Source organism: Actinoplanes sp. NPDC023936 (assembly GCF_040639325.1).
Taxonomy (GTDB): Bacteria; Actinomycetota; Actinomycetes; order Mycobacteriales; family Micromonosporaceae; genus Actinoplanes.
Genome location: NZ_JBEZZR010000007.1, coordinates 186,130 through 212,675, shown reverse-complemented (window position 1 = coordinate 212,675; position 26,546 = coordinate 186,130). Strand labels below are relative to the sequence as shown.

The following is a 26,546-nucleotide window of genomic DNA, read 5'->3' as shown; positions in this document are numbered from 1 at the left end:
CGGCGAGCGCCTGTCATGCTTGCTAGCTGTGTCCTCGAGCAAGCCACCGGAGCCCCCCGCCTCCGCCGGGCCGATTAGATCGGAGCACCACCCCATGCCAGAGACGGCGGTTGCCGAGACCGGCACCGAGCTCTCGCCCAAGGAGCTCGCTCGCCGGCACGGCCTGACGGCGTCCGGGCGGCTTCCCAGCCTCCCTGAGTACACGCGTCAGCTGTGGTCCTACCGGCACTTCATCCGGGCGCACGCCAGCGCGAAGATGACCTCCTCGCTGGGCAGCACGAAGCTCGGCACGGTGTGGCAGGTCCTCACACCGATCATCAACGCCGCGGTCTACTACCTGATCTTCGGCGTGATCATCGGGACCAGCCACGGCGTCGACAACTTCCCGGCGTACCTGTGCATCGGTGTGTTCGTGTTCCAGTTCACCCAGTCGATCGTGCAGGCCGGTCAGAACGCGATCACCGGCAACCTCGGCCTGATCCGGGCGCTGCACTTCCCGCGGGCCAGCCTGCCGCTCTCGGTCGCCCTCGTGGAGATCCGGAACTTCGTGGTGGCCCTGGTCGTGCTGATGGGCATCGTGCTCGTCACCGGCGAGCCGATCACCGTGCAGTGGCTGCTGCTGTTGCCGCTGCTGGCCCTGCAGTCGTTCTTCAACACCGGCCTGGCGATGTTCATGGCGCGGTACGGCTCCAAGAACCGCGACATCAAGCAGCTGATCCCGTTCATCATGCGCTTCTGGATGTACGGATCGGCCGTCCTCTACCCGGTGACCCTCTTCGAGGACAAGCTCGACGGCTGGCAGCTCGCTCTGGTCGAGGCGAACCCGATGCTCATCTTCATCGAGCTGTTCCGCCACGCTCTGCTGGAGAACGTCACGCTGGCCAGCACGCCGGTCGCGCTGTGGCTCCAGGCGCTGGCGTGGAGCCTGGTCGTCGGCATCGGTGGATTCGCCTACTTCTGGCGCGGAGAGAAGGGCTACGGCCGTGGCTGACAACGAACGCATCCCCACCGTCGTCGCGGACGACGCCCACATCATCTACAAGGTGTACGGCTCGGCCGCGCCGGGCACCGGCAGCCCGCTCGCCAGCTTCAAGCGCATGATCACCAACACCAAGGCGGGGAACGTCCGCGAGGTGCACGCCGTCAAGGGTGTGAGCTTCACGGCGTACCGGGGTGAGGCGATCGGTCTGATCGGCAGCAACGGCTCGGGCAAGTCGACGCTGCTGCGCGCGGTCGCCGGCCTGCTCCCGGTCGCCAAGGGCGCGATCTACGCGTCCGGCCAGCCCTCGCTGCTCGGCGTGAACGCGGCCCTGATGAACGAGCTTCCCGGCGACCGCAACGTCGAGCTGGGCTGCCTCGCGATGGGCATGTCGCCGGCCGAGGTGAAGGAGAAGAAGGACGGGATCATCGAGTTCTCCGGCATCAACGAGCGCGGCGACTTCTCGTCGCTGCCGATGCGGACGTACTCGTCCGGCATGGCCGCCCGCCTGAAGTTCTCGATCGCCGCCGCGAAGCAGCACGACGTGCTGCTGATCGACGAGGCGCTGGCGACCGGTGACGCCAAGTTCCGCCGCCGCAGTGAGCAGCGGGTGCGTGAGCTGCGCGCCCAGGCCGGCACGGTGTTCCTGGTCAGCCACAGCGAGCAGTCGATCCGGGACACCTGCGACAGGTGCATCTGGCTGGAGTCCGGCCTGATCCGGGCGGACGGCCCCACCGACGAGGTGATGCGGGAGTACGAGTCCTACATGCGCAAGTAGGACCCGTACCCCCGTGAGGTTCTGATCTTCAGCGGATCGAGAGATGCACGTGGTTGGTGTGGTCGCTGGAGGGGTCGCCACCCGCCCCGCTGTACGACTTCCAGCCACTGCTCGGCAGCCAGATCCGGCGATACCAGATCACGTAGAGCACGTCGAGCGCGTCCGCGTTGTTGATGAAGTAGTTCGCCAGGTTGTTGCCGTAGGTCCGGCTGGCGCCGGTCGCGTCCCCGCCGAAGCCGTTCTTGTCAGAGGCGAAGTCGCAGGCCCGGCCCTTCGGGTGCTCACCGCTGTTCTGCTCGCGGAAACACGCGACGTAACGGGTGAAGCCGTCCTTCTGGGCCTGCTTCAGCGCGTGCAGGGTGCGCGGGGTGAGACAGCCGCTGGTGGTCGGGTCGGGCTCGGTACAGCCGGAGCCCGAGCCGCCCGGCGCCGGATCGGCCTTGGCGCTGCCGCCGCCGTCGCTCGACGAGGAGGCCGCGGCCCCCTGGTTCGCCTTCTTGAGCGCCGTCTCGGCCTGCACCTTCTTCTTCGCCATCACGTTGACCTGCTTCTGCTGGTCCTTCACGGTGGCGTCGATGGCGAGTTTCGCCCTGCGCTGGGCGTCGAGGGTCGTCTTGAGTTCCTCGATCGCCTGGTTCTGCTCGGCCGCGACGGTCGACAGGACCTCGGCCCGGTCGATGAAGCTCCCGGTGTCGCTCGCATTGACGAGCGCGCTCATCGCGCCCATCCGGCCCGACGTGTACGCCTGTGAGGCGATCTCGTCGAGTGCCGCCTGCTGCGGGCCGACCTGGGCGTCCAGCTTCTTGAGCTCCGCCGTCAACTCGGTCTGCTTCTGCTTGGACGTCTTCAGCTTCGCCTTGGCCTCGACGTAGCCGCGGGAGGCGTCCTCCAGTTGTTCGACGAGGGACTTGGAGCCACCCTCGCCGTCGTCACCGTTGTCACCGGGGGCGGCGGTGGCCGGTGACGCCACGATCGCCAGCCCGCACACGGCGAGCAGCAGCCCCATGACGGCCGCTAATCGCCGCGCAGTCTTTCGCTGCACAGGTAATCCTTCCGTCGGCCGCCGACCGAGTTAGCTGACGGGTTCGGGACGAAGGAAATCCCTACCGCGGTTGCGGATTCACCCCGAGGGAAATGGTTCCCCGGCTCGCCGGGAGCGGCGATTAGGCGGCGGTCCCCGGGTGGGAACCGGAACCGACCATACCCACTCAATCGACAGATCGACAGTTCTCGTACGGTGCGCTATTGCGCGGACACGCGAGGTGATTTGACTACGGAAAGTCGCTGCCCGGTAACAGTTTTGCCGGTTCAGTGGTCCTGATACCGCGCCATTCCTCAGGTAAACTCGTCGCGGTCCTGCCAGGACGGCACCGCCCCCGAGGAGCCGGCAGGCCGCCGCCTAATCACCGCGAGGTGAGCCGGGGAACCAGGTCAGTGGGGTGAGTCCGCCTTCGGGTGGTAGGGATCTCTTCCGTCCCGAACCCGTCAGCTAACTCGGTCGGCGGTGACAAGGAAGGAACTGTTGATGACCGCACGTCCCCGCCGGTGGCTGCTGCTTGCCCTGGCACCGCTCGTGGCCACGACGTTGTTCGTGGCGCCGGCCACTCCGGCCTCCGCCGAACCGAGCGGCTCGTCCCCCACCGCGGAGGAGGAGGACGAGGACGCACTACTCTCCGACGTCATCGAGGCCGCCAACCGGCGCTACGTCTCGGCCAAGGCCGCCGTGACGAAGTCCACAAAGGCGCAGGCGAAGCTGAACGTCGAGATCAAGGCCGCGGAGGACCGGCGCGACAAGCTCATCCCCGAGGTGAACTCGATCGCCCGCGAGCAGTACGTGACGGGCAACCTGAGCGCGGTCGGCTTCCTGCTCGGCGCGAACTCGTCGAACGACTTCCTGCACAAGGCGATCTCCCTCGAGGAGATCAACAAGCTGCACGACGAGAAGCTGCACGAGCTCAACGAGGCGATCGCCACTGTCGCCGAGAGCAAGGCGAAACTCGACGCCGAGGTCGCGGCGCAGAAGAAGAACTCCGCGCTGATGAAGAAGCAGAAGGAATCGGCGGAGAAAGCCCTGCAACTGGTGGGTGGCGACGCGCTCACCGACGGTTTCGTGGTGGCGAAATCCCCCTCCGCCAAGGCCGCGCCGCGCAACTCCAGCGGCGGCTTCTCGCCCGAGGGCTGCACCGAGAAGGACCCGACGACCAGCGGCTGCATCACCAAGCGCACGCTGAACATGTACAAGGAAACCAAGAAGGCCGGCTTCAACCTGTTCGTCGGCTGTTACCGCCCCGGCGGGCCCTACGAGCACCCCAAGGGCCGGGCCTGTGACTGGTCGCTGCAGAAGAGCGGCTTCTCCTCGGCGCACAACGACAGGATGATGAAGTACGGCAACGACCTCATGGCGTTCCTGGTGCGTAACGCCGACGAGCTCGGGATCTACTACGTCATCTGGTACAAGAAGATCTGGTTCCCCGCGTCGGGCTGGAAGGCGTACCACGGCGTCAGTGACCACACCGACCACGTGCACGTCTCCATGCTCTGAGCATCGGAAAAGCCCCCGTCCTCATCGTGAGGACGGGGGCTTTTCTCGTTCGGCTCAGTGCACGGCGCGGCGCACCGGCGCCCGCCCGTGCGGCTGGGCCGGCGCGGATCCCACCGGGGGGGCCGGCGGGATCGGCATGGTCACCGGGCGCACCTGGGTCACCTCGGTCTCCTTGCCGTGGTGCAGAAGCGTCAGCCGGGCCGAGCCGCCACCGTTGCGCAGCGAGTAGGTCACCTCGTCCGCCGTCACGTTCACCCGCAGCCGCAGACCGCGCCAGAGCAGCGAGAACTCCAGGTTGTTGATCCGGCTGGGGAGGCGCGGCGCGAAGCTCAGCTGCCCGTTGAAGTCACGCATGCCGCCGAGACCGGCGACCAGCGAGATCCAGGTGCCGGCCAGCGACGCCACGTGCACGCCGTCCCGGGCGTTCTGGTGCAGGTCGTGCAGGTCCATCAGGGCGGCCTCGCCCAGGTAGTCGTGGGCCAGCTCCAGGTGCCCGGTCTCCGCCGCGAGAACGGCCTGGATGCACGCGGATAGGGACGAGTCGCGGACGGTCCGCGCGTCGTAGTACGCGAAGTTGCGCGCCTTCTCCTCCGGGGTGAACGCGTCGCCCCGGATGTACATCGCCATGACCAGGTCGGCCTGCTTGATGACCTGCTTGCGGTACAGGTCGAAGTACGGGAAGTTGAGCAGCAGCGGGTAGCCCTCGGGCGGGGTGTTCTCGAAGTCCCACTCCTGCAGCCGGGTGAAGCCCTCGCACTGCTGGTGGACGCCGAGCTCCTTGTCGTACGGGATGTGCACCGCGGCCGCCGCGTCCCGCCAGGACGCCGCCTCCTCGTCGTCCACACCGAGCTTGCGCGCCAGGTCCGGGTGACGCTTGCAGGCGTCGACCGCGGTCATCAGGTTCTGCTGCGCCATCAGGTTGGTGTAGATGTTGTCGTTCACCACGGCGGTGTACTCGTCCGGACCCGTCACACCGTCGATGTGGAAGCGGCCGTGCCGGTCGTGGTGACCCAGCGAACGCCACAGCCGGGCGGTCTCGACGAGCAGCTCCAGGCCGACCTCACGCTCGAAGTCGTAGTCACCGGTGGCCTGCACGTAACGGCGGACCGCGTCGGCGATGTCGGCCCCGATGTGGAAGCCGGCCGTGCCCGCCGGCCAGTACCCGGAGCACTCCTGCCCGCGGATCGTCCGCCACGGGAACGCCGCGCCCGAGAGGCCGAGCGTCTGCGCGCGCTCCCGGGCCAGGTCCAGCGTCGAGTGCCGCCAGCGCAGCACGTCGGCCGCCGCGGAGGGCTGGGTGTACGTCAGAGCCGGCAGAACGAACGTCTCGGCGTCCCAGAACGTGTGGCCGTCGTACCCCGGCCCGGTGAGGCCCTTGGAGCCGATCGGGCGCTGCTCGGCCCGCGCGCCGGCCTGCAGGGTGTGGAAGAGCCCGAACCGGACCGCCTGCTGCACCTCCGGGTCACCCTCGACCTTGACGTCCGAGTGGTCCCAGAACGCGTCCAGGTACTCCCGCTGCTGCTGGACCAGGCCCTCCCAGCCGTCCAGGCGGGCGCTGGCCAGTGCCGCGCCGACCTGGTCACGCAGGGCGGGCAGCGAGCGGATGCTGGACCACCCGTACGCCGCGAGCTTGACCACCCGCAGCTTCTGGCCGGGCTCCAGCCGGCAGGCCACGGTGGTGCGCAGCCAGTCCGGGTGGCCCTCGGTGGTGATGGCGTGCCGGCCCGGCGTCTCCACCAGGTGCTCCATGGCCGCGGCCATCCGCAGGTCGCTGGCCTTGGTACGGTGCACCAGGATGCCGCCGGCGCGCTGCTCCATCATCTCCTCGGCCTGCAGCGGCCGGTCCAGCACCGCGGCGACCCGCGGGTCCTTGCTCACCGGCGGCAGCTGCTCGTTCGCCACCAGCTCGGACTGCAGGATCAGCCGGGCCGAGCCCTCCAGGGGCTCGACCTCGTAGAGGAAGGCGACGACGGCCCGCTGTGTGAACGAGACCAGACGAACGGTGCGAACCCGGACGCCCTGACCGGACGGGGAGACCCACTCCACCACCCGCTCCAGGGTGCCGGCCCGCAGGTCCAGGCAGCGTTCGTGGGAGCGCAGCTCGCCGTAGCGCACGTCGAACGGCTCATCGTTGACGAGCAGGCGCATCAGCTTGGCGTTGGTGACGTTCACCATCGTCTGGCCGGACTCGGGGAACCCGTACCCGCCCTCGGCGTGCGGCAGCGGACGCAGCTCGTAGAACGAGTTCAGGTAGCTGCCGGGCAGGCCGTGCGGCTCGCCCTCGTCCAGGTTTCCGCGTATCCCGATGTGGCCGTTGGAGAGCGCGAACACCGACTCGGACTGGGCCAGCAGCTCCAGGTCCAGCCGGGTCTCCCGGATATGCCATGGGTCGACGGGATAGGCCCGTTCACGGATCACGGTCGTGCCTCTCGAGGTCTTCAGAAATTCGAGTCAGATTTACGAAAGGAGAAATTTCAGAGGAGCTCGGCGAGGTCGGTCACGACCACGTCCGCGCCGTTGCTGCGCAGAGCCTCGGCCTGGCCAACCCGGTCGACGCCGATGACGATGCCGAAGCCGCCGGCCCGGCCCGCCGCCACCCCGGCCAGCGCGTCCTCGTAGACGGCACAGTGCTCCGGGTCCGCGCCCAGCAGCTTCGCCGCGTACCGGAAGGTGTCCGGCGCCGGCTTGCCCGGCAGGCCCTGCTCGCGGGCGACCAGGCCGTCCACCCGGACCTCCAGGAGGTCGGCGATGCCGGCGGCCTCCAGCACGTCCTTGCAGTTGGCGCTCGCCGAGACGACGGCGCGGCGCAGGCCGGCCGCCTTGGCCGCCTTCAGGTACTCCACCGATCCGGGGTAGACCTGAACGGCGCCTTCCTTGATCTTCTGCAGCACGAGCACGTTCTTGCGGTTGCCGACACCGTTGACGGTCTCCTGGTCCCCGGTGTCGTCGGGAGTGCCCTCGGGCAGGGTGATGCCACGGGAGGCCAGGAAGGTGCGCACACCGTCGGCGCGCTGCCGGCCGTCCACATATTGGTGATAATCGGCGCCTGAATCGAACGGCACGAATGGCACACCGTGACGACTCGACCACGTTTCCAGGAACGAGTCGAACGTCTGTTTCCACGCTGCGTTGTGCACCAGCGCGGTCTGCGTCAGCACGCCGTCAAGATCGAAAAGGCAAACGTTCACCTGTGTAGGAAGTCCGAGCACGCGCCCAATGTAGCCGGACGCGAAGCGGGACGAGAGCGGAAGGGCCGCTTCACATTTACGTGATGGTTCACAGCTCGTTCAACCTGCTGTTTCATCGGGAATCCGGCGTGCCATCCATGGAGATACGCAATCCGATCGAGGTACCGATAGGCCCGGTCGCGGTCGTCACCTCGTCGCACAACTGGTGCGCCAGCCACAGTCCGCGCCCGCCGACCTCGAAGGCCTCCGGGGCCTGTGGATCATCCAGGTAACCACCGGGAATGCCGGGGCCGGAGTCGGTCACCACGCACCACACCGAACCGCCCTCGGCGCGCAGGACCAGCCGGCCGTGGCCCCCCGCGTGCAGCACCACGTTGGTGATGACCTCGTTGACGGCCAGGACGTACCCATGCCGGCGATCGGCACTCAAGCCGAGCGGAACGAGCCGGGAGGTCACTTCGTGCCGGAGAACGGTGATGTCTTCCTGACCGAAAGCACGATCGAGGAGCAGCGGTCCGGCCGGTTGGCGGACACCATCGACCCTCGGCTCGCGCTCCCGAGCCGAACGCACGCTCTGGCCGATCCTGTCCTCCACCGTCGTGCAGCCTACGCGCTGTGGCCGACCGGTGGCACGAGGCATCGGTGATCCCGCCCGGAAGCGGTCTTGATCCGACATTCAGCGCCAACCGACGTCAATCCGGTCACCTCGCTCGTCGAAGAAGTGCACCGCCTCCATCCGCACCGAGATGGCCAGCGGATGCCCAGGTCCCACCGCCGGGTACGGCGCCAGGCGCACCGACAGCTCGGCCGGCTTCCGGTGGTGCCGGCCCGGGTCGTTGAGCACACTCACCCGTCCGGCTGGCCGGGGCTCGATCTCGGCGGCTCCCGGGCGTGTCAGCCGCTGCAGCACCCCACCGATCCGCTTGAGCGCGCCCTCGACCGGCGGCTCGGTGTGCACCGGGTTGCTCATCTCGTCGACCACGATGGCTGTCGCGCCGACGTCCAGGAACGCCAGCGACTCGTGCCCGTGGTGCTCCAGGTAGCGGATCCGGCCCTGCAGGACATGCCCTTGCGTGTCCGGCGCGACAGGGGTGAGCGCCTCCGCCCGGATCCCGACGACGATGCGCTCGCCGTGGTAGCGCATCACCGAGCGTGCCCGCGGGTCGTTCCACGGCATGTAGAGGTTCTGGTCGCCGAAGTTGAGCACGATGTACTGCTCGAGATGGACGTAGACGGACGCCTCCAGCAGATTCATCCGGGGCGAGCCGAGGAACGCCGCGACGTAGAGCGTGGCCGGACGGCGGTAGACCTCGGTGGGCGTACCGACGTCCTGGAGCACACCCTTCCGCATGATCGCGACGCGATCCGCCATGGTGAGCGCCTCGGCCTGGTCGTGCGTCACGTACATCGTCGTGACGCCCAGCTCCCGGGTCATGCTGGAGATCTCCGCGCGCAGTTCGGCACGCAGCCCGCTGTCCAGGTTGGAAAGCGGCTCGTCCATCAGGAAGAGCCCCGGCCGGCGCACGATCGCCCGGCCCATCGCGACCCGCTGCCGCTGCCCGCCGGAGAGCTGGCTGGGCCGGCGGCCGAGCACCTCGCCGATACCGAGCGCTCCGGCGATGGCGTCCACCCGCTCCTGCCGCGGGGACGGCTCGACGCCGGAGAGCTTCAGGGGGAAGCCGATGTTCTCCCCCACTGTCATGTGCGGATAGAGCGCAAAATCCTGAAACACCATCGCGATGCTGCGCTCCCGCGGCGGAAGGTCGAGCACCGGTTCACCGTTCAGCAGGAGCTCACCCTCGGTGGGGTCCTCCAGCCCGGCGATCATCCGGAGCACTGTCGACTTCCCGCAGCCGGAAGGCCCGAGCAGCACCATGAACTCGCCGTCGTTGACCTCGAGATCGAGGTTGTCGACGGCGTAGGTGCCATCTGGCCAGATCTTGGTGACGTTCTTGAGCGCGACGGTGGACACCGTCAACCTCCTGCGATCGTGTGATCCCGATCCCACGACGGTCGGCAATCGAGCCCTAACTCTGCGAGTGGAGTCAATGCCCTGCCATCGGTCGAAAGTGCCATTCGCAGATAGTGATCAATCGATTACGGAGATCTGAACGGCGGGAGATCGACTGTGCACGTACACATAAAGAAAGCGCAAAAACCGACACCCATCCGGTACGGGCCCGGCCCTCCCCAACCGCACCCCACGAGTCCCGCCACACCGGCCACCTGACGGCCCCTCCCCCCGGCGCGCCCCGGCGCCGGCCCCGGCGCCCCCTCCCGCTCCCCGCACCGCCGGCCTCGACGCCCCCTCCCGCCGCACACAGCGCCCGCGGGCCACGCCACACAGCGCACGCGGGCCACGGCGCACGCGGGCCACGGCGCACGCGGGCAGACAGCGGCCGCCCGGGGTGGCGGGCGTCAGTGGGAGCGGCTTGCGCGCCAGTCTCGGGTTGCGGTTGCGGCGAAAGCCGCGAAGACCAGCGCCGCCAGCACCGCCGTCCCGGCCGTCGCGTAGCCGAGCAGCGCCGCCAGCACCAACAACAGCACCCGCCCGTCCCAGCCGAGCGTCGCACCACCCGCGCCGCTGGCCGGGGCGCCCTTCTCCATCCGCGCGGTCAGGTCGTAGTGGCGCAAGGCCAGCGCGAACAGCAGCACGAAGACGACAGCCGGCGGCACCGAACCGTAGAGCCCGACGGCGACCACGATCAGGTACTCGGCTGCGCGCAGGGCGGCCGGCACCAGCCAGTCCAGGGCGCCGCCGTGCCGGGTGCGGGCCGGGAAGCCGCAAAGCACGACCGGAACGGCGACGAGGGCGAGCAGCCACGCGTAGCGGGACGGGTCGAGGGTCAGGAACACCAGGACGGTGGTCAACGCGTACCCGGTGAAAAGCGCCGCAAGCGCGAGCGGGCGGCCGGCGCCGACCCGGCTCAGCACGGCCCGCACCAGCGGGCCGTCGTCGCGGTGGCGCATCGTGTCGACCGTGTGCAGCACGGAGACCCGCATGGAGAGCGCCCGCAGCGAGCGCAGCGCCAGCGTGTACCCGGCCGCGAGCAGGCCGAACCCGACCACCGCGGCGAGCGCCACCCGGCCGTTGGTGAACGCGGCCAGCACGGACATCAGGGCCCAGCGTTCGCCGATCGGGAAGACGACGATCTTCTTGCCCCAGTAGATCAGTGAGCCGCGCTGGCTCTGCGCCGCGACGGAGGCGGCGGTGAGCCGGGCGCCGACACCGGCGGTGGCCTGCTGGACGGGCCTCGCGGCTGCCTCGTCGTGCAGGGCGCCGTACCAGGTGTCGGTCATGTGCCGGGCGGTCTGCAGGACGATCGCGGCGATGGCGAGGGGCCAGGCGTACGGCAGTCCGATCCGTTCCGCCCCGGCCGCGAGACCGGCGTAGACCGCGTACTCCTTGGCGCGGTCGGCCATCGTGTCGAGCCAGCCGCCGAACGCGTCGAAGTTCCGCGTGTACCGGGCGAGCTGGCCGTCCACGCAGTCCAGCACGAACCCGAGGTAGAGCAGGATCCCGCCGAGGATCATCAGCGGTCGTGACGCCTGCCAGAACGCCAGCGCCGCGGCGCCCGCGAACAGCACCGAGAGCCCGGTCACCGCGGTCGGGCTCAGGCTCAGCCGGGCAGCCGCCTTGGTGACGATCGGCGACCAGCTGCTCACCGCGTACGTGGTGAAGAAATCGTCCTGTTCCTTGACGGCGAGCCGCAGGCGAGCCGCGTCCTCGTCCACCGCGGCGACCGCCGTGCGCGCCGAGGCCAGCTCGTCGGGCGTGCGCACCTGCTGCGCTCGCAGCGTCCGGGGCCGGGTGGCGATCGGGACCAGGCCGTCGTCGAGCAGCGCGGCGAGCAGGTCCGGCCGGTCGGCGACCTTCTCCAGCAGCGGCAGGTCGGCCGGGGCGACGCACATCGCGCCGAGGAACCGGGTGGTCCCGGATCCGGGCGTGGCGGGCACGATCCGGCCGCGGTCCTCCTTGAGGTCGCCGGCGGCGTCGGCCATCACGAGGACGGTGCTGCGGCCGGCCGGTTCGGTGGCGAGCATCCACAGCAGGCTGGGGTGGGCGACCAGGTTGTCCGGGCAGATCAGCAGCTGTTCACCGGCGCCGCGGGCCTGCCGGACGAGCTCACGCAACCGGTTGACCGAGTCGGGCGAGGTGTCGGCCGCGGCGGCGCCGGCGTGCACCGGCACGGAGGCGAGCCGCACGACCGATGACGCGCCGGCCGCCCGCAACGCGGCGTCGAGTTCCGTGGTGAGCTGGGCCGCCTCACTCTCCGGAAGGGCGGTTCCGGCCGGGGAGTAGAGAAGGGCCAACGTCACGGCCGAAAGGTTAACAGCGGGCGCCACACGGGTACGGGTCACCCTTACGGGAGCTGGACCCCCGGTATCCCCCTCTAGACCGAGGGACGCCGGAGTTTCCGTACCTACCGTCGAAGTGGCCGTGGCAGAACGCCACGGTCACCGCAGAAGGAGTGGATGACCGTGTCCCGCGCCGTCAAGACCCGCACCCTGACCCGCCCCCGCCACAACCGCATGATCGCCGGCGTCTGCGCCGGCCTGGGCCAGCGTTTCGGCCTGGGAGCCGGCACAGTCCGGCTGCTGTTCGTGCTCTCCTGCCTGCTCCCCGGCCCGCAGTTCATCGCATACCTGGTGCTCTGGGCGATGATGCCCAACGAGTGACTCGCTGATCACGGATTGGCGAATGTGACAGTCACGGTGGTGTAACCCAGCCGGGCGAAGAGGCTCTCCAGCATCCGCTGGGTGTTGTCTCTCGCCCGCTGGTCCATCCCGCTGGACCGGGCGGCCTCGGTGATCCGCTCCTGTGCCAGCTGATAGACCCGCTGCTGCTTGTTGGGCTCGTTGCCGAACGCGTCACCGATCCGGTTGAGCAGGCCACGCTCCTCGGCGACGACGTAACTTTTCGCCATGTCGAGGGCGGCGGTCGACTGCTCCGGCGCCGGCAGCGTCAGCTCGATCGACTTCTTGGCCTCGTCGACTTTCAACCCGTCACCGCTGAGGGCACCGAAGTCGACGTACGCCTCGACGGTGCCCGAGCCGACGAAGAGCGTCCGCCGGTTCACCAGGAAGTCCGGAATGTTCTCCTTGTCCTGCTGGAGATCGACGATGACCTGGAACGTGCCGTCCGCCGCCACGTAACGGTTGAGGTCCCGCATGGACTGCAACAGCACGGGCTGGCTGCGGTCGACCGTCTGGTCGGAGAACGGGTTGTCGAACGTCGGCAGCACGTTTATCGCGCGCAGGCCGAGGCAGCCCGCGACCATCAGCGCGAAGACGAGACCCGTGAAGATCAGCAGCCGGGCGAAGCCGCTCCGGCGAACATCGGTGGGAGCGGCCGTCGCGTCCTGTTCGGGCACGGCCGGGTACTCCCTGGTCGGTTCGTCGACATCCGGTGAGCCGACGGCAGGCGAGCCGACGGCAGATGAGCCGACGCCGGGTGAGCCGACGTCAGGTGAGTTGGCCATGACTCAACGGTACGGAGGGGATACGACAATCCGCATCCGGAGAGCAGCAGCTGGCTAATCTTCCACCAGAAGAACCCGGGCGTGGATCTGGTTGCGCTGCTGCAGGGCCGCCCGCAGCGCCCGGTGCAGCCCGTCCTCCAGGTACAGCGCCCCGTGGTACTCCACCACGTGCGGGAAGAGATCGCCGTAGAACGTGGAGTCCTCGGCGAGCAGCTTGTCGAGCGCCAGCTCCCGTTTCGTGGTGATCAGGTCGGCGAGCCGGATCGGCCGGGGCGGAATCTCCGCCCACGCCTTCAGCGTCGTGTGGTGATCGGGGTACGGGGCTCCGTCCCGGACCGCTTTGAAGATCACGGCGGCTGCCCCTTTCCGTCAGAATGTTCCACCGCATGCCAGGGTAACCGCGCGAGTGTCAGACCTCGCCGGTCGAAGCCCACCGGCCATGATGCACCACATCGTCCACCGGACGGTGGCCGCGCCTCAGTGACGGTGACCTCTTGTCGTCACCTCGGTACCCGACGGTCAGCGCGCCAATCGGGGTAAATGCGTCCGGCACGCCGAAGGCCTGCTTGAACGCGCCGACGCGATCGGCCGGCAACCCGATGAAGCACGAGCCCAAGCCCTCGTTGACAGCGGTCAGATGCATGAGCAGCGAGGCGAATCCGGTGTCGATGTCCCAGTACGGCACGGGCCAGCGCGACTCGTCCCGATCCGTCCACCCCTTGTCCGCCTCCGCATATCTCTCGATATATGCGGACTTGTTGGATAGGGCGACAATGATCAGCGGCGCGGTCGACATCCGATCGAGCCAACTGTTCGACCCCGTGGACAGAGTCCGCCAGAACAGCGACCGATCCGGCTCCTCGGTCAGGACCAGAAAGCTCCAGCCCTGCGAGAAACCCGCCGACGGCGCTCGCAGCCCATGCCTGACGATCTTGTCGATCAGTGCGGGCGGCACCGGGCGATCAGGGTCGTAACCCCGGACCATCCGGCGCCGCCGGACAACCTCGTCGAACTCCATCAGGCCCGGATGCCCCAGGACGTCGTCCAGGTCTGGCCCGGCGCCAGCACGACCAGGTCACGCCCGCTGCGGAACGCGTCCGGCGGGCACGTCATCGGCTCCACCGCGACGGACCGCCGGTGGCGCTCGCCGTGCAGCGTGTCACCGGTGAAGACCTGCCAGTACTTGAACTTGTCGTCGGCCCAGACCACGATCTTGGAGCCGGAATCCGCAGAAGAGGACAGGGTCACCGCGGTGATCCCGTCAGCGTCGAAATCGATGTCGCCGAACGTGGTGTCCAGGACCGCGCTGCCGATCCGGCGCGGCTCGTTGTAGTCGAACTCGCTGCCGGCCACCTTGTTCGCGCCGAGCGGCAGCAGCCGGTTGTCGGCCAGCAGCCGGGTCTTGGCCGGCACGTGCAGCACGGTGTCGTCGACGCTCACACCGGCGAGCCGGAGGTACGGGTGCACGGAGTAACCCCACGGCGCGTTCGCGGTGGAGGTGTTCACCACTTCCTGCACGCAGCGCAGGCCGTCCGCCGAGACCGACCAGCGACTGCGCAGCAGCAGCGACCACGGGTACCCGACCTGGGCGGGCAGCTCGTACTCCAGCGTGACGGCGCCGGCGGACTGCTCGGCGAGCCGCCACCGGGACCAGTTGACCAGGCCGTGGATGGCGTTGTGCCGAGCCGGCTCGGTCAGTGCCAGCTGGTAGCTCTGGCCCTCGAACTGGTAGTGCCCGTCCCGGATGCGGTTCGGCCACGGCGCGAGGATCTGCCCCGCGGAACCCGGCGCGATCTCGTCGGTGCCGAAGCCGTCGAGCAGCTCGGCGCCGTCGACGGAATAGGCGCGCAGCGTGCCGCCGACCTCCGTCAGGACGGCGCGGTGCCCGTCTGCCTCGATCGACCACTGGATGCCGGATTTCGCGGCTGCCTCTGCGCTCATACCCGCGACACTATCGGTCCTCGGAACTCTCGGAAGCGGGCCGGTATCGGATCAGTGCCGGAGATGCCGCGGCGAGCGCCACGGCCAGGCCGGCCGCCACGAATCCGCCGCCCGCCCAGGAGCCGGTCACGCCCGTCACATCGGCTGTCGCACCCGCGCGCAGGTCACCGAGCCGGGGACCGCCGGCCACCACGACAGTGAACACGCCCTGCAGCCGCCCGCGCAGCCGGTCCGGCGCGAACGTCTGCATGATCGATTGCCGGTAGACCGCGCTGACCAGGTCGGCCGCTCCCGCCACGGCGAGCAGCAGCACCATCAGCCACAGCTGGGTGGCGAGCCCGGAGAAGCCGATCGCCACACCCCAGCCGACCACCGCGACGACCAGGGCGAGGCCCTGCCGGCGGACCCGGCTGATCCAGCCGGAGGTGAGGCCCCCGACGAGTGAGCCGATCGCGATCGCGCTGTACAGCCAACCCACCGCGGACCCGCCGCCGAACTGGTTCTCGGCCACCGCCGGGAAGAGCGCCCGGGGCATCGCGAACACCATCGCGATCAGGTCGATAGCGAACGAGAGCAGCAGCACCGGCTGGGTGACCAGGAACTTCAGCCCGACCGCGATGCCGCGCAGGCCGGCCGAGGGCTTCTCGTCACCCTCCTCGCGCTCGATCGGCGGGATCGCCGGCAGCCGCCAGGTGGCCCAGAAGGTCATCGTGAAGAGCAGGGCATCCACCGCGTAGGCCACCTCGACGCCGGCGTCCGTCGACCAGATCCCCATGATCAGGCCGGCGGCCAGCGGGCCGAGCACGCCGCCGGCGGTGGTGGTCGTGTAGTTCAGCGTGTTGGCGGCCGGGACCAGGTCGCCGGGGACGATCCTCGGGATGATCGCGTTGCGGGCCGGCGAGCTGATCGCGAAGCCGGCCGACTGCACGGCGGTCAGCGCCAGCAGCAGATGCGGGCTGTGCACCCCGGTGACCGCCTGCACCAGCAGTCCTACCGTCGATGTCCAGGTGATCACCGAGCTGGCCAGCAGCAACCGGCGCCGGTCCACCACGTCGGCGACCGCGCCACCCCACAGACCGAAGATCAGCAGGGGTACGAGGGCAGCCACCCCGATCAGGCCGACCCAGGTGGTGGAATCCGTGATGGCGTACATCTCCACCGGCACGGCGACCGCGGTGAACTGGAACCCGAAGAACGAGGCGCCGTTGCCGATCCACATCCGCCGGTACGCGACCACCCGCAGCGGCCGCGTGTCGATCATCCAGGATTTCGGCTTCTTCTCGGCGACCTGACTCACGGAGCGAGCCTCTCGACCACCCATTTGCCGTCCCCGTCACCCGGCACGGTGTCGCGCCGGTACCGGAGGCGGTCGTGCAGCCGGCTGCTCCGCCCCTGCCAGAACTCCACGCTGTCCGGAATCACCCGGAACCCACCCCAGTGCGGCGGCGCCGGAACCGGCCCCGCACTGAACCGCGCGACCGCCGCCGCCAGCCCGGCGTCCACCTCGGCCCGGCCGGCCAGCACCCGCGACTGCGGACTGGCCCAGGCGCCGAGCTGCGAGCCGCGCGGCCGGGCCTGGAAGTACTCCTCGGTCTCCGCCCGGGACACCCGCTCCACCGTCCCCGCCACGGTCACCTGGCGCTGCATGGGAAACCAGGGGAAGACCAGACTCGCGTACGGGTTGACGGCGAGCTCGCTGCCCTTGCGGGACTCATAATTCGTGAAAAACACAAAACCGCTCGCGTCGTATCCCTTGAGCAGCACCGTCCGGGCCGACGGACGTCCCGCCGCGTCGGCCGTGGCGATCACCATCGCGTTCGGCTCGGGTAACCCGAACGTGGTCGCGTCGGCGAACCACGCCGCGAACTGGCTGGTCCAGTCCTCGGCCAGCCCGTCTTCGAGCAGCAACGGCCACTCGGTGTAGTCGCGGCGCATCCCGGCCGGCGACGGCGGTTCCTCGGCCACACGCGCTCCGTTCACTGCGGTATCCAAAACGTAGGGGTGCATCCAAAAACGTAGGGGTGTATCCAAAACCCGGGTACCCCAAGACGCAAACGACGGTAAGTCGCCCGTGGCGATACGTCAGTTGAACCAGGATGGGTGTCACCGAGAGCACAATCGCGACGCCTCGACCGGCGGTTACCCGGCGGGCAAGATGAATCACCCACCGCAAACTCGCTCCACCGTCCTGTTCCCCAGGGAGTGCCGTGTCCGACTTCAAGCCGGGACTCGAGGGCGTCATCGCGTTCGAGACCGAGATCGCCGAGCCAGATCCGACCGGCGCCGCACTGCGGTACCGCGGAGTCGACATCGAGGATCTGATCGGCCAGGTCTCGTTCGGCAACGTCTGGGGCCTGCTCGTGGACGGGAAGTTCGGTCCCGGCCTGCCGCCGGCCGAGCCGTTCCCGGTGCCGGTGCACTCCGGCGACATCCGGGTCGACGTGCAGTCGGCGGTCGCGATGCTGGCGCCGTACTGGGGGTTGTCCCAGCTCTTCGACATCACCGACGAGCAGACCCGCTCCGACCTGGCCCGGGTGTCGGTGACCGCGCTCTCGTTCGTCGCGCAGGCCGCGCGTGGCCTGGGTCTGCCGGCCGTCCCGCAGAAGGACATCGACAAGGCCGAGACCATCGTGGAGCGGTTCATGCGCCGCTGGCGTGGCGAGCCGGACCCGCGGCACATCAAGGCCGTCGACGCGTACTTCATCGCGGCCGCCGAGCACGGGCTGAACGCCTCCACCTTCACCACCCGCATCGTCGCCTCCACCGGCGCGGACGCGGCCGCCTGCATCTCCTCCGGGATCGGCGCGCTCTCCGGCCCGCTGCACGGCGGCGCGCCCACCCGGGTGCTGCAGATGCTCGAACGGGTGGAACGCAGCGGCGACGCCACCTCGTACGTGAAGGACGTTCTCGATCGCGGCGAGCGCCTGATGGGCTTCGGGCACCGCGCCTACCGGGCCGAGGACCCCCGGGCCCGGGTGCTGCGCCGGATCGCCAAGGACCTGGGCGCGCCCCGGTTCGAGGTAGCCGAGGCGCTGGAGGCGGCCGCGCTCGCCGAGCTGCAGGAGCGCCGGCCGGAGAAGTACCTCTTCACCAACGTGGAGTTCTGGTCGGCCGTGGTGCTCGACTTCGCCGAGGTGCCGGCGCACATGTTCACCTCGATGTTCACCTGCGCCCGGGTGGCCGGGTGGAGCGCGCACATCCTGGAGCAGAAGCGGCTCGGCCGGATCCTGCGCCCGGGCCTCGCGTACGTGGGACCGGCACCCCGTAAGCCGCAGGAGGTCGAGGGCTGGAGCCACCTCACGCATAATGTGTGACCGTGGTTGACATCCGGATTCCTGACACGATCAAACCCGTCGACGGCCGGTTCGGCTCCGGGCCGAGCAAGGTCCGGCCGGAAGGCGTCGAGGCGCTCTCCGCGGTGTCCCGCACCTTCATGGGCACCTCGCACCGGCAGAGGACGGTGAAGGACCAGGTCGCCCGGCTACGTCGTGGCCTCGCCGAGTTCTTCTCGATCCCGGACGGGTACGAGGTGATCCTCGCCAACGGCGGCACCAGCGCGTTCTGGGAGGTCGCCACGTTCGGGCTGGTCAAGGAGAAGGCGCAGTTCGCCGAGTTCGGCGAGTTCGGCGCCAAGTTCGTCCAGGCCGTCACGGACGCGCCGTTCCTCGCCGAGCCGACCGTGCACCGGGCGCCCGCCGGGCTGGCCGCGTACCTGACCGCCGAGGCCGGCGTGGACGTCTACGCCAGCGTGCAGAACGAGACCTCCACCGGCGTGGCCGTCCCGGTGCGCCGGGTCGCCGGCGCCGACCCGGGCGCGCTGCTGCTCACCGACGCCACGTCCGGCGGCGGCAGCCTCGACGTCGACGTGAGCGAGACCGACGTCTACTACCTCGCCCCGCAGAAGGCGCTCGGCTCGGACGGCGGGATCTGGCTGGCCCTGCTGTCGCCGGCCGCGATCGAGCGGGCCTTCGAGGTCAAGGCGAGCAAGCGGTACATCCCGCAGTTCCTCGACCTGGTGACCGCGATCGAGCAGTCCCGCCTGGAGCAGACCTACAACACGCCGGCGCTGGCCACCGTCTTCCTCGCCGCCGAGCAGGTGGACTGGATGAACGCGCAGGGCGGCCTGTCCTGGGCGGTCAAGCGCAGCGCGGAGAGCGCCGCCACGATCTACGGCTGGGCCGACAAGTCCGATTTCGCCCAGCCGTTCGTGACCGACCCGGCGCTGCGCTCCGCGGCGGTCGCGACGATCGACTTCGCCGAGGGCGTGGACGCCACGGCGATCGCGAAGGTCCTGCGGGCCAACGGCGTGGTGGACACCGAGCCGTACCGCAAGCTCGGCCGCAACCAGCTCCGGGTCGCGCTCTATCCGACCGTCGATCCGACCGATGTGGCGGCTCTCACCGCGTGCATCGATCATGTGGTGGAACGACTGTAAGAAATCTTCCTGGTGACGGGCCTCATTGCGATGAACGGCCCGTCACCCGTACCCAATAAATAGGTTTTGGGTTTAGATAGCTTTTGGTCATGGAACTGAGTGAAGATCATCTTCCCTGGTCAGCGAGTTCGACGGCGTGGCTTACCCCCATAGGGTGACCAAGGCGCGTACCGTGTTCCGAAACGCGCCCGGGTGGCTGACTCTCGGGACATCAGGCCAACGCGACGAGACGGAGGCAACGCATGCGGCCGGTACGCTTCGTCGCCCTCTCCGAGGACGGTCAGGCCCTGGTGCTCGCCGATGAGGTCGGCCGGCTCCTGGCGCTTCCCATCGACGACCGGGTGAGCGGGGTGCTGACCGAGAGCGGTGGTCAGGGTTCCGGCGCCGGGACGGCGGTGGCGGTCCTGTCGCCGGAGACGGCACCACCCTCACTGTCCCCGAGGGACATCCAGTCCCGCATTCGTTCCGGCGAGTCCGCCGAGGACGTCGCGCGCATCGCCGGCGTGCCGGTCGACCGCGTGCTCCGCTACGCCGGTCCGGTGCTGCAGGAGCGGGCCATGCTCGCGCAGCATGCCCGCCGCACCCGGCTGAAGACGTCGGACACCGGCCAGCCGCTCGCCGAGGTCGTCGACAGCCGGCTCGCGCAGCACGGCATCGACACCGAGAAGATCTCCTGGGACGCGTTCCGCAAGGACGACGGCGCCTGGCGGATCGTCGCCACCTGGCCGTCCGGCAAAGCCACAGCGCAGGCCATCTGGGACCTGGACAAGGGCCGTCAGGTGGTGTCGCCGCACGACGACATGGCGCAATACCTCTGCGCCGAGCGGCCCACCCAGATCCTCGGCCAGGAGCCGGCCCCCGAGCGCGGCGGCCACGGCCTGCCCGGCCCGGCCCGCAGCTCCGAGCCGGCTCGCGGCGGTCACGGCCTGCCGACCACGTCCGACGCCTCGCCGTCGCGCAACCGCGACCCGATCCGCGCCGGGCGGGACGCCCTGCTCGCCTCGCTCGACCGGCCACTCGAGGGCAACTCCGGCCGCGGCCTCGAGCCGGTCTCCCCGGCCGCCCGGCGCCCGGTCGCCGGCGGCGCCGCGGCACTGCTCGGCGGTGGCGCCGGTTCCGCGTTCGACGACGACGCCGACCTGCCGAAAGAGGTTCCCGCGGTGCCGTCGCTGGCGGTCCTGCGCCCGCGCCGCACGGTCGGTCAGGGCAACGCCCAGGCCAGCTCGGAGACCGAGGAGAACAAGCCGCGCAAGCGACTGCCCAGCTGGGATGACGTGCTGTTCGGGGGCGGCCCGGCAGCCCGGGAGTCCTCCTGAGCCTGTTCGTCGCGATCTTCCCGCCGGAGGACGTCCGGCGGGATCTCGCGTCTTCGGTGCCCGCCATCCGGTCCCGCGCCGACAAGTGGCACGTCACGCTGGCATTCCTCGGCGACGCCGACCCCACCCTCGTCGCGCCGGCGCTGGGACGGGCGTCGCTGGGCGACCCGTTCACGCTGCGGCTCGCGGGCGGTGGACGGTTCCGGTCGGTGGTCTGGGCCGGTCTCGGCGGCGACGTGGCCGCGCTGGGTGCGCTCCGCGAGCGCGTGGTCGGGTGCCTGGCCGGGTTCCCGATCGATGACCGGGAGTTCCATCCGCACCTGACGGTTTCGTACCGGTACTCCGCCTCGATCCTGGACGGGTTGGCGGATTATGCGGGTCCGGAGTGGTGGGTCCGCGGGGTGTCGCTGGTCCGCAGCGCCGACGGGACCTATTCGCGGATCGGCGAGTGGACACTGCCCTGACCACCCCCGGCCGCCTCCCCCCGGATTCCATTGATCATCAGCCGCAGGCCGTAGGCGAACTGCTCCTCCGACCCCACCACCGGCATCCCCGCGCCGAGCACCGCGCTGACCCGGTGCCACCGCTCGTCCCGCGCGCCAGCCTTGACGGTCATCGCGAGGGCCGCCGCGACATAGGCGATCAGCGCCTGGGTTGACTGCACCACCCCGGACGGCGTCAGCCCCGCATCGGCGAGCGCCCCGGTGATCGCCGCGGAGAGTCGCCGGCCGTTCGCCCCGAGCGGCGGCCGGGCCGCCACGTGCGCCGCGATGCCGGGGTGCCGCAACGCCGCCCCGCGCACCTCGGTGAGGAGCTCGCTCAGCCGCTGGTCCCAGCGGAGGTCCGGGCCGGGCGCCGCGACGCCGGCGAGCGCGAGATCGGCCACCGCGTCGAGCAGCGCCTCCCGATTGGCGAAGTGCCGATATATGGCCATCGGGTCGCATCCGAGCTCGGCCGCGATCCGCCGCATCGACATCGCCGGGTCGCCGTCGCGGTCCCCCAGCTCCAGCGCCGTCGCGGCGATCAGCTCGGGGGTCAGCGCTCTCTTCGGCATTCCGGCAGTCTACGGCGTAGACATCGGCCGCCCCGTTGTCTACGGTGTAGACATGCGAGTCCTCCTGGTAGGCCGCCTGGCTGCGGCCACACTCAGCGTCACCACGTTCGTCTTCCTCTTCCTGCACTCCTCCTGGCGAGCGGACAACCCGTTCCTCGTCCCCGACCTGATCCTCTGCGCGGTGCTCGCGCTCGGCGCGTCACTGCCGGCCAGGGCGGCTGCCGCCACCCTGGCGATCGGTTTCGCTTACGCCGCGGGGGTGCTCACGGTTTCCGTCTTCTCGTACGCGGTGACAGGCGACCTCGGAGCCCCCAGCCTGATCGGCGCCCTCGTGGCAGCGGCAGCAGCCGTGGCGATGGCGCGGGGCAACCGACCGGGGTCACCGACGAGCCGGCCCGCGAGCCCCTCCCTGACCGCCGGTCGCGCCTGACAACCCGAACCCACCCCTCGCGTGTGGAGTTGAGGTCCGGATCGCACCCCAACTCCACACGCTCAAAGGCACCACCCCGTGCGTGTGGAGTTGAGGCGCGGAGCGCACCCGAACTCCACACGCTCGGGGGCGGCACCGCCTGCGTGTGGAGTTGAGGCGCGGAGCGCACCCGAACTTCACACGCTCGGGGCGGCGCCGGCCGGCGGGCTCGGTTACGGGTGGGTGCGCAGGAGCATGCCCGCCGCCTGCAGCGCGGCCTCCACGCGCAAACGCTCGATCTCGCGGTCGACGCCCTCCAGCGGCTGAAGGTGCTCGGGCAGGCCCAGGCACCGGCAGGCGAGCTGGAGACGGGCGTCGTAGGCCCTCAGCACCGCCGCCAGCCACACCTCGGAGCAACGGGTCGGGCCGCTGCGGCGCTGCTTGTCGAGACGGCGCAGGTCGTACGCAATCTGCTCGATGGAGGGGGAACCGGTGGGGGTGACCGGGTCGCGGACCTTGAGGGTCCGGTCCAGCCGGCGCAGGGAGCGGAGCTCCCGGCGGCCACCGCGGGTCAGCAGGCGACGCATGCCGCGCGCCTGGGGGTCGAGCATCGCCGCCGCGCACTGCAACATCAGCAGCGCTGACAACGCCGCTGAAAGCACAGCAATGTGCGCGATCGCCACGAGTTCGACGCTAAAGCCTGACGGTCCGGGCCGGTATACCCGTTTGGTGGACACGGACTGCCAACATCAGTACCCAAAAGCCGCGAAACGGCACCGCACTGCCGTGAAGTCAGACCCGGGCGTGAAGTCAGACCCGGGCGCGAAGTCAGACCCGGGCCACCGGGTTGGAGTCCGCCACCGGCTCGGCGTGACCACCCTGCGACCCGACCGAAGGCGACTCCGAGCCCGACGGCTCTGCCCGCACCAAAGGCGCCGAAGGCGCCGAACGCTCCGACGGCACCAACGGCACCAGGCGCACCCGCCGGCCGCGAACCTCGATCCGATCTCCGCTGACCCGCAACTGCCACACCAGCGCACCCACGGCGGCCAGGAAACTGACCACCCCGGCCGCCCAGATGCTCGACGGCACCCCGAAGTGCTCGCCCCACCAGCCGGACAGCGACGCCCCGATCGGCGTGGTACCCAGGAACACCAGCACGTAGAGGGCCATGACCCGCCCCCGGTACTCCCCGTCCACCCCCATCTGCACCCGGTGGTTCGCCCCCTGCGCCAGATAGATCGAGAAGAAGCCGGTCGGAACCAGCAGGATCGCGGCGACCACGAAAGTGGGCGAGAATCCGACGGCCACCTCGAAGAGGCCGAAGAGCAGCGCCGCGCCGATCACCCGGTACACCCCGGGCCGGGCCCGCCGCCGCGTCCCGGCCAGCGCGCCACCCAGCGCTCCGATCGCCAGACACGTGGTGAGCAGCCCGAACGACGACGGACCGGCGTTGAAGTTGATCTTTGCGAGGGCCGCCAGCGTGACCGGGAAGTTGAAGCCGATCATGCCGATCACGGCCATCAGGCAGATCGGCAGCACCAGATCGTGCCGCTTCCCGACGTACCGCAGCCCGTCGATGACCCGCGCCTGGGCGCCCTTGACGCGCGCCGACCGGTAGAGGTCGTCCGGCCGCATCCAGACATAGGTGAAGACCGGCGCGATCGACAGCGCCGTCGAGATCAGGAAGACCCCGGGCGTGGAGAGCACCGCGAGCAGCACGCCGGCGAGCGCCGGTCCGCTGATCCGGGCGATGTTGAAGGTGGCCGCGGAGAGCGCGAGCGCGTTCGGCAGCAGCGGGAGCTCGACGAGTTCGGAGACGAAGGCCTGCCGGACCGGGGTCTCGACAGCGTTCGCGATGCCGAGGAGGAGCGCGAAGACGAAGACGTGCCAGAGCTGGACCACGCCGCTGGTGACGAGCACCGCGAAGGCGACGGCGAAGACCGCGAAGGCGGCGTTCGCCGCGACCAGCAGCTTGCGCTTGTCGTAACGGTCGGCCAGGCGGCCGCTCACCAGGGTGAGGAGCATGACGGGTACGAACTGGAGCGCCGTCACCGTCCCCAGCGCACCGGGTGAGTTGTCGGAGAGTTCCAGCACCAGCCAGTCCTGGGCCGTGAACATCATCCACACGCCGATCAGCTTCACCAGCTGCCCGGCGGAGAAGAGGCGGTAATTACGAACCTGCAGAGACCGGAATGTGGCGCTCAAAGGGCCCCCTTCGCTCGGTCGTACGCGTCATCGTCGTGTGACGAAGCGGAACGACACGAAAAGGGAGTCAGCCCCGTGCGACGCGCTGCAGAATCTCCGCGGCGTGTGCAAGGGTTTCCCGTTCCTCCGGGCTCAAACGGTCGAGAGCTCGTGCCAGCCACTCGTTGCGCGCCTGCTCGTACTGCGCGTAGACGGCTTTCCCCTGCTCGGTGGCGGCCAGGATGACCTGACGCCCGTCGGTGGGGTGCGCTTTACGTGCGACGAGCCCGCGGTCCTCCAGCTTTCCGACGATCTTGGTCATCGTCGGAGGCTGGACCCGTTCGACGTCGGCGAGCTCACGAGGAGTCAGCTCACCGGCCAGCTGGAGGCTGGTCAGCGCGGAGAGCTGGCTGAACGTGAGGTCACCGACCGGCCGGGCTTGCCGGACCCGGCGGCTGAGCCGGGTGATCGCGTCCCGCAGCGTTTTGGCAAGCGGTTCCGCTGTCGCGCGTTCCGTCGTCACCACCCGCTCCATCACGTTACTTAGCCTAGCTAATGAGCATGGCTAACGACATCGGATGACCCGTATGACCACCGTCACCGGCACGCTAACGCAACCGGTGACGGTGGAACACAACCGGGAATTCAGAGAACCCAGGACTCCAGCGGACCCCGGGCGAAGTACAGCACGAACAGGGCGGCCACCCCGTACAGGATGGGGTGGATCTCCCGGGCCTTGCCGGTGAAGACCTTCAGGACGACGTACGAGATGACCCCGGCCCCGATGCCGTTGGAGATCGAGTACGTGAACGGCATCAGCGTGACGGTCAGGAACGCCGGCACCGCGATGGTGTAGTCGGTCCAGTCGATCTTCGTGACCGTGCTGATCATCAGGAAGCCGACGACCACGAGCGCTGTCGACGCGGCCTCGAACGGCACCACCTTGACCAGCGGCGCGAAGAACATCGCGACCAGGAACAGCACGCCGGTGACCAGGCTCGCCACGCCGGTACGCGCGCCCTCGCCGACACCCGAGGCGCTCTCCACGTACGAGGTGTTGCTGGAGACGCTCGCCGCGCCACCGGCAGCGGCCGCCACCGAGTCGACGAGCAGGATCTCCTTGGTACGCGGCGGCATGCCCTCCTGGTCGAGGAGCTCACCCTCCTGGCCGACCGCGACCATCGTGCCCATCGTGTCGAAGAAGTCGGTGATCAGCAGCGTGAAGATGAACATCAGCACGACCAGCCAGCCGGCCGTCGACCACGAGTCCAGGACGTTGAACTGCCCGATCAGCGACAGGTCCGGGGTGTCGATGATCTTGTCGGGCAGCGTCGGGACGTTGAGCGACCAGCCGTGCGGGTTGGTGACGACCGAGCCGACCCCGGCGATCGCCTCGACGATGATCGCCAGGACGGTGGTGCCGAGGATACCGATCAGGATGGCGCCCTTCACCTTGCGGACGAAGAGCACCAGGGTGAAGAGCAGGCCGACCGCGAAGACCAGCGAGGGCCAGGTCATCAGCTTGCCGCCGAGGCCCAGCTCGACCGGGACGGTGGTGTTGGCGGCGTCCGGCACGCGGTGCACGAACCCGGCGTCCACCAGACCGATGATCATCAGGAAGAGACCGATGCCCACGCCGATCGCGGTCTTCAGCTGGGTCGGGACCGCCCGGAACACGGCGGTACGCAGGCCGGTCAGCACCAGGATGGCGATCAGCACACCCTCGATGACGACCAGGCCCATCGCGTCGGCCCAGGTCATCTCCGGCGCGATCTCGTACGCGACGAGCGCGTTCACACCAAGGCCGGCGGCGAGCGCCAGCGGGAAGCGCGCGACAACGCCCATCAGGATGGTCATCAGGCCGGCGACGAGCGCGGTGCCGGCCGCCAGCGCGGCGATCGGCAGCTGCGCGCCGGTGGAGTCGGTTCCACCGGCCAGGATCAGGGGGTTCAGCACGACGATGTACGCCATCGTGAAGAACGTGACGATGCCACCGCGGATCTCCCGGCTCAGTGTCGAGCCGCGCGCGGTTATCTCGAAGAACCGATCGAACTTGCTCGTCGGCTCGGTAGCTATGGACATACGACCCTTCCGGGATCTCTCAACACGAGGGGACGGGCGCATGCTCTCAAACCTGATGACCTCGGTAAAAGCGGAGTGATGTTACAACTCTCACGCGCCTTCCCGATGCGGTGCGTAATGGTCGTACCCTGACGGAGTGAGTGACCTGTCGC

General features: G+C 69.4%; 26 protein-coding genes and 2 riboswitches. Of the genes, 9 read left to right on the top strand and 17 right to left on the bottom strand.

Going from position 1 to position 26,546, the window contains the following annotated elements; translation table 11 throughout:
* Positions 1-94 precede the first annotated feature (94 nt).
* On the top strand, positions 95-991 hold the full coding sequence (locus tag AB0F72_RS13110; protein WP_360429806.1) for an ABC transporter permease: 897 nt from the start codon (positions 95-97) through the stop codon (positions 989-991).
* Complete coding sequence (locus tag AB0F72_RS13105; protein WP_360429804.1) at positions 984-1,757, top strand: ABC transporter ATP-binding protein; 774 nt, start codon at positions 984-986, stop codon at positions 1,755-1,757. The genes AB0F72_RS13110 and AB0F72_RS13105 overlap by 8 nt, the downstream gene beginning before the upstream one ends.
* A gap of 28 nt (positions 1,758-1,785) precedes the next feature.
* On the opposite strand, the gene AB0F72_RS13100 is transcribed toward AB0F72_RS13105, so the two are convergent.
* The gene (locus tag AB0F72_RS13100; protein ID WP_360429941.1) at positions 1,786-2,763 is read right to left on the bottom strand and encodes a hypothetical protein; all 978 of its coding nucleotides are present in this window, start codon (positions 2,761-2,763) and stop codon (positions 1,786-1,788) included.
* Between the two features lie 39 nt (positions 2,764-2,802).
* Positions 2,803-2,937, bottom strand: a riboswitch (cyclic di-AMP (ydaO/yuaA leader).
* A 206-nt stretch (positions 2,938-3,143) separates the two neighbouring features.
* Positions 3,144-3,278: riboswitch (cyclic di-AMP (ydaO/yuaA leader) on the top strand.
* A 4-nt stretch (positions 3,279-3,282) separates the two neighbouring features.
* Here AB0F72_RS13100 and AB0F72_RS13095 point away from each other — a divergent pair.
* Positions 3,283-4,299, top strand: coding sequence for a hypothetical protein (locus AB0F72_RS13095; protein ID WP_360429802.1), 1,017 nt, complete (start codon positions 3,283-3,285; stop codon positions 4,297-4,299).
* Positions 4,300-4,353: 54 nt separating this feature from the next.
* Here AB0F72_RS13095 and AB0F72_RS13090 read toward each other — a convergent pair whose 3' ends face one another.
* The 5 genes from AB0F72_RS13090 to AB0F72_RS13070 all read right to left on the bottom strand — a co-directional run bounded on the left by AB0F72_RS13090 (position 4,354) and on the right by AB0F72_RS13070 (position 11,807).
* The gene (locus tag AB0F72_RS13090) at positions 4,354-6,717 is read right to left on the bottom strand and encodes a glycoside hydrolase family 65 protein (protein ID WP_360429800.1); all 2,364 of its coding nucleotides are present in this window, start codon (positions 6,715-6,717) and stop codon (positions 4,354-4,356) included.
* 56 nt (positions 6,718-6,773) lie between these two features.
* Positions 6,774-7,508, bottom strand: coding sequence for a beta-phosphoglucomutase family hydrolase (locus AB0F72_RS13085; protein ID WP_360429798.1), 735 nt, complete (start codon positions 7,506-7,508; stop codon positions 6,774-6,776).
* 91 nt (positions 7,509-7,599) lie between these two features.
* Entirely contained in the window at positions 7,600-8,082 is a 483-nt protein-coding gene (locus AB0F72_RS13080; RefSeq protein ID WP_360429796.1) for an ATP-binding protein, read from the bottom strand.
* Between the two features lie 81 nt (positions 8,083-8,163).
* A complete protein-coding gene (locus tag AB0F72_RS13075; RefSeq protein WP_360429794.1) occupies positions 8,164-9,459 on the bottom strand; it encodes an ABC transporter ATP-binding protein in 1,296 nt (431 codons plus the stop codon).
* Between the two features lie 446 nt (positions 9,460-9,905).
* Entirely contained in the window at positions 9,906-11,807 is a 1,902-nt protein-coding gene (locus AB0F72_RS13070) for a DUF5941 domain-containing protein (protein ID WP_360429792.1), read from the bottom strand.
* A 156-nt stretch (positions 11,808-11,963) separates the two neighbouring features.
* On the opposite strand from AB0F72_RS13070, the gene AB0F72_RS13065 reads away from it, so the two are divergent.
* Entirely contained in the window at positions 11,964-12,167 is a 204-nt protein-coding gene (locus tag AB0F72_RS13065) for a PspC domain-containing protein (protein WP_360429790.1), read from the top strand.
* 8 nt (positions 12,168-12,175) lie between these two features.
* Here AB0F72_RS13065 and AB0F72_RS13060 read toward each other — a convergent pair whose 3' ends face one another.
* Genes AB0F72_RS13060 through pdxH form a run of 6 tightly spaced genes read right to left on the bottom strand, consistent with a single transcriptional unit; the run spans position 12,176 to position 16,846 of the window.
* Positions 12,176-12,970: a DUF4230 domain-containing protein gene (locus tag AB0F72_RS13060; protein WP_360429788.1), complete on the bottom strand. Its 795-nt coding sequence runs from the start codon at positions 12,968-12,970 to the stop codon at positions 12,176-12,178.
* A gap of 54 nt (positions 12,971-13,024) precedes the next feature.
* On the bottom strand, positions 13,025-13,321 hold the full coding sequence (locus tag AB0F72_RS13055; RefSeq protein WP_014440514.1) for a type II toxin-antitoxin system VapB family antitoxin: 297 nt from the start codon (positions 13,319-13,321) through the stop codon (positions 13,025-13,027).
* 58 nt (positions 13,322-13,379) lie between these two features.
* A complete protein-coding gene (locus tag AB0F72_RS13050; protein WP_360429786.1) occupies positions 13,380-13,988 on the bottom strand; it encodes a nitroreductase family protein in 609 nt (202 codons plus the stop codon).
* Positions 13,988-14,911 carry an aldose 1-epimerase family protein gene (locus AB0F72_RS13045; RefSeq protein ID WP_360429784.1) on the bottom strand — a complete coding sequence of 308 codons (924 nt, stop codon included), beginning with the start codon at positions 14,909-14,911 and terminating at the stop codon, positions 13,988-13,990. The genes AB0F72_RS13050 and AB0F72_RS13045 overlap by 1 nt, the downstream gene beginning before the upstream one ends.
* Before the next feature lie 10 nt (positions 14,912-14,921).
* Complete coding sequence (locus AB0F72_RS13040) at positions 14,922-16,232, bottom strand: MFS transporter (RefSeq protein ID WP_360429781.1); 1,311 nt, start codon at positions 16,230-16,232, stop codon at positions 14,922-14,924.
* A complete protein-coding gene (gene pdxH, locus AB0F72_RS13035; RefSeq protein WP_360429939.1) occupies positions 16,205-16,846 on the bottom strand; it encodes a pyridoxamine 5'-phosphate oxidase in 642 nt (213 codons plus the stop codon). Before pdxH ends, AB0F72_RS13040 begins: the two co-directional genes overlap by 28 nt.
* A 272-nt stretch (positions 16,847-17,118) precedes the next feature.
* Here pdxH and AB0F72_RS13030 point away from each other — a divergent pair, with 272 nt between their 5' ends.
* From AB0F72_RS13030 to AB0F72_RS13015, 4 genes are all read left to right on the top strand, one after another.
* Positions 17,119-18,225, top strand: a complete 1,107-nt coding sequence (locus AB0F72_RS13030; protein WP_360429778.1) for a citrate synthase 2 — start codon at positions 17,119-17,121, stop codon at positions 18,223-18,225.
* Entirely contained in the window at positions 18,222-19,346 is a 1,125-nt protein-coding gene (gene serC, locus AB0F72_RS13025) for a phosphoserine transaminase (protein WP_360429776.1), read from the top strand. Before AB0F72_RS13030 ends, serC begins: the two co-directional genes overlap by 4 nt.
* Positions 19,347-19,588: 242 nt before the next feature.
* On the top strand, positions 19,589-20,662 hold the full coding sequence (gene sepH / locus AB0F72_RS13020; RefSeq protein ID WP_360429772.1) for a septation protein SepH: 1,074 nt from the start codon (positions 19,589-19,591) through the stop codon (positions 20,660-20,662).
* Positions 20,659-21,126: a 2'-5' RNA ligase family protein gene (locus AB0F72_RS13015; protein ID WP_360429937.1), complete on the top strand. Its 468-nt coding sequence runs from the start codon at positions 20,659-20,661 to the stop codon at positions 21,124-21,126. The genes sepH and AB0F72_RS13015 overlap by 4 nt, the downstream gene beginning before the upstream one ends.
* On the opposite strand, the gene AB0F72_RS13010 is transcribed toward AB0F72_RS13015, so the two are convergent.
* Complete coding sequence (locus AB0F72_RS13010; protein ID WP_360429769.1) at positions 21,093-21,716, bottom strand: TetR family transcriptional regulator; 624 nt, start codon at positions 21,714-21,716, stop codon at positions 21,093-21,095. The two genes, AB0F72_RS13015 and AB0F72_RS13010, sit on opposite strands and share 34 nt — an antisense overlap.
* Positions 21,717-21,768: 52 nt before the next feature.
* On the opposite strand from AB0F72_RS13010, the gene AB0F72_RS13005 reads away from it, so the two are divergent.
* The gene (locus AB0F72_RS13005) at positions 21,769-22,146 is read left to right on the top strand and encodes a hypothetical protein (protein ID WP_360429766.1); all 378 of its coding nucleotides are present in this window, start codon (positions 21,769-21,771) and stop codon (positions 22,144-22,146) included.
* Positions 22,147-22,358: 212 nt separating this feature from the next.
* Here AB0F72_RS13005 and AB0F72_RS13000 read toward each other — a convergent pair whose 3' ends face one another.
* From AB0F72_RS13000 to AB0F72_RS12985, 4 genes are all read right to left on the bottom strand, one after another.
* Positions 22,359-22,808 (bottom strand): hypothetical protein, encoded by a 450-nt coding sequence (locus tag AB0F72_RS13000; protein WP_360429763.1) that lies wholly within the window; start codon positions 22,806-22,808, stop codon positions 22,359-22,361.
* Between the two features lie 145 nt (positions 22,809-22,953).
* On the bottom strand, positions 22,954-24,333 hold the full coding sequence (locus AB0F72_RS12995) for an MFS transporter (protein ID WP_360429760.1): 1,380 nt from the start codon (positions 24,331-24,333) through the stop codon (positions 22,954-22,956).
* Positions 24,334-24,400: 67 nt separating this feature from the next.
* Positions 24,401-24,847 carry a MarR family transcriptional regulator gene (locus AB0F72_RS12990; protein WP_360429935.1) on the bottom strand — a complete coding sequence of 149 codons (447 nt, stop codon included), beginning with the start codon at positions 24,845-24,847 and terminating at the stop codon, positions 24,401-24,403.
* A 110-nt stretch (positions 24,848-24,957) separates the two neighbouring features.
* On the bottom strand, positions 24,958-26,436 hold the full coding sequence (locus tag AB0F72_RS12985) for an NCS2 family permease (protein WP_360429757.1): 1,479 nt from the start codon (positions 26,434-26,436) through the stop codon (positions 24,958-24,960).
* Positions 26,437-26,546: the final 110 nt, after the last annotated feature.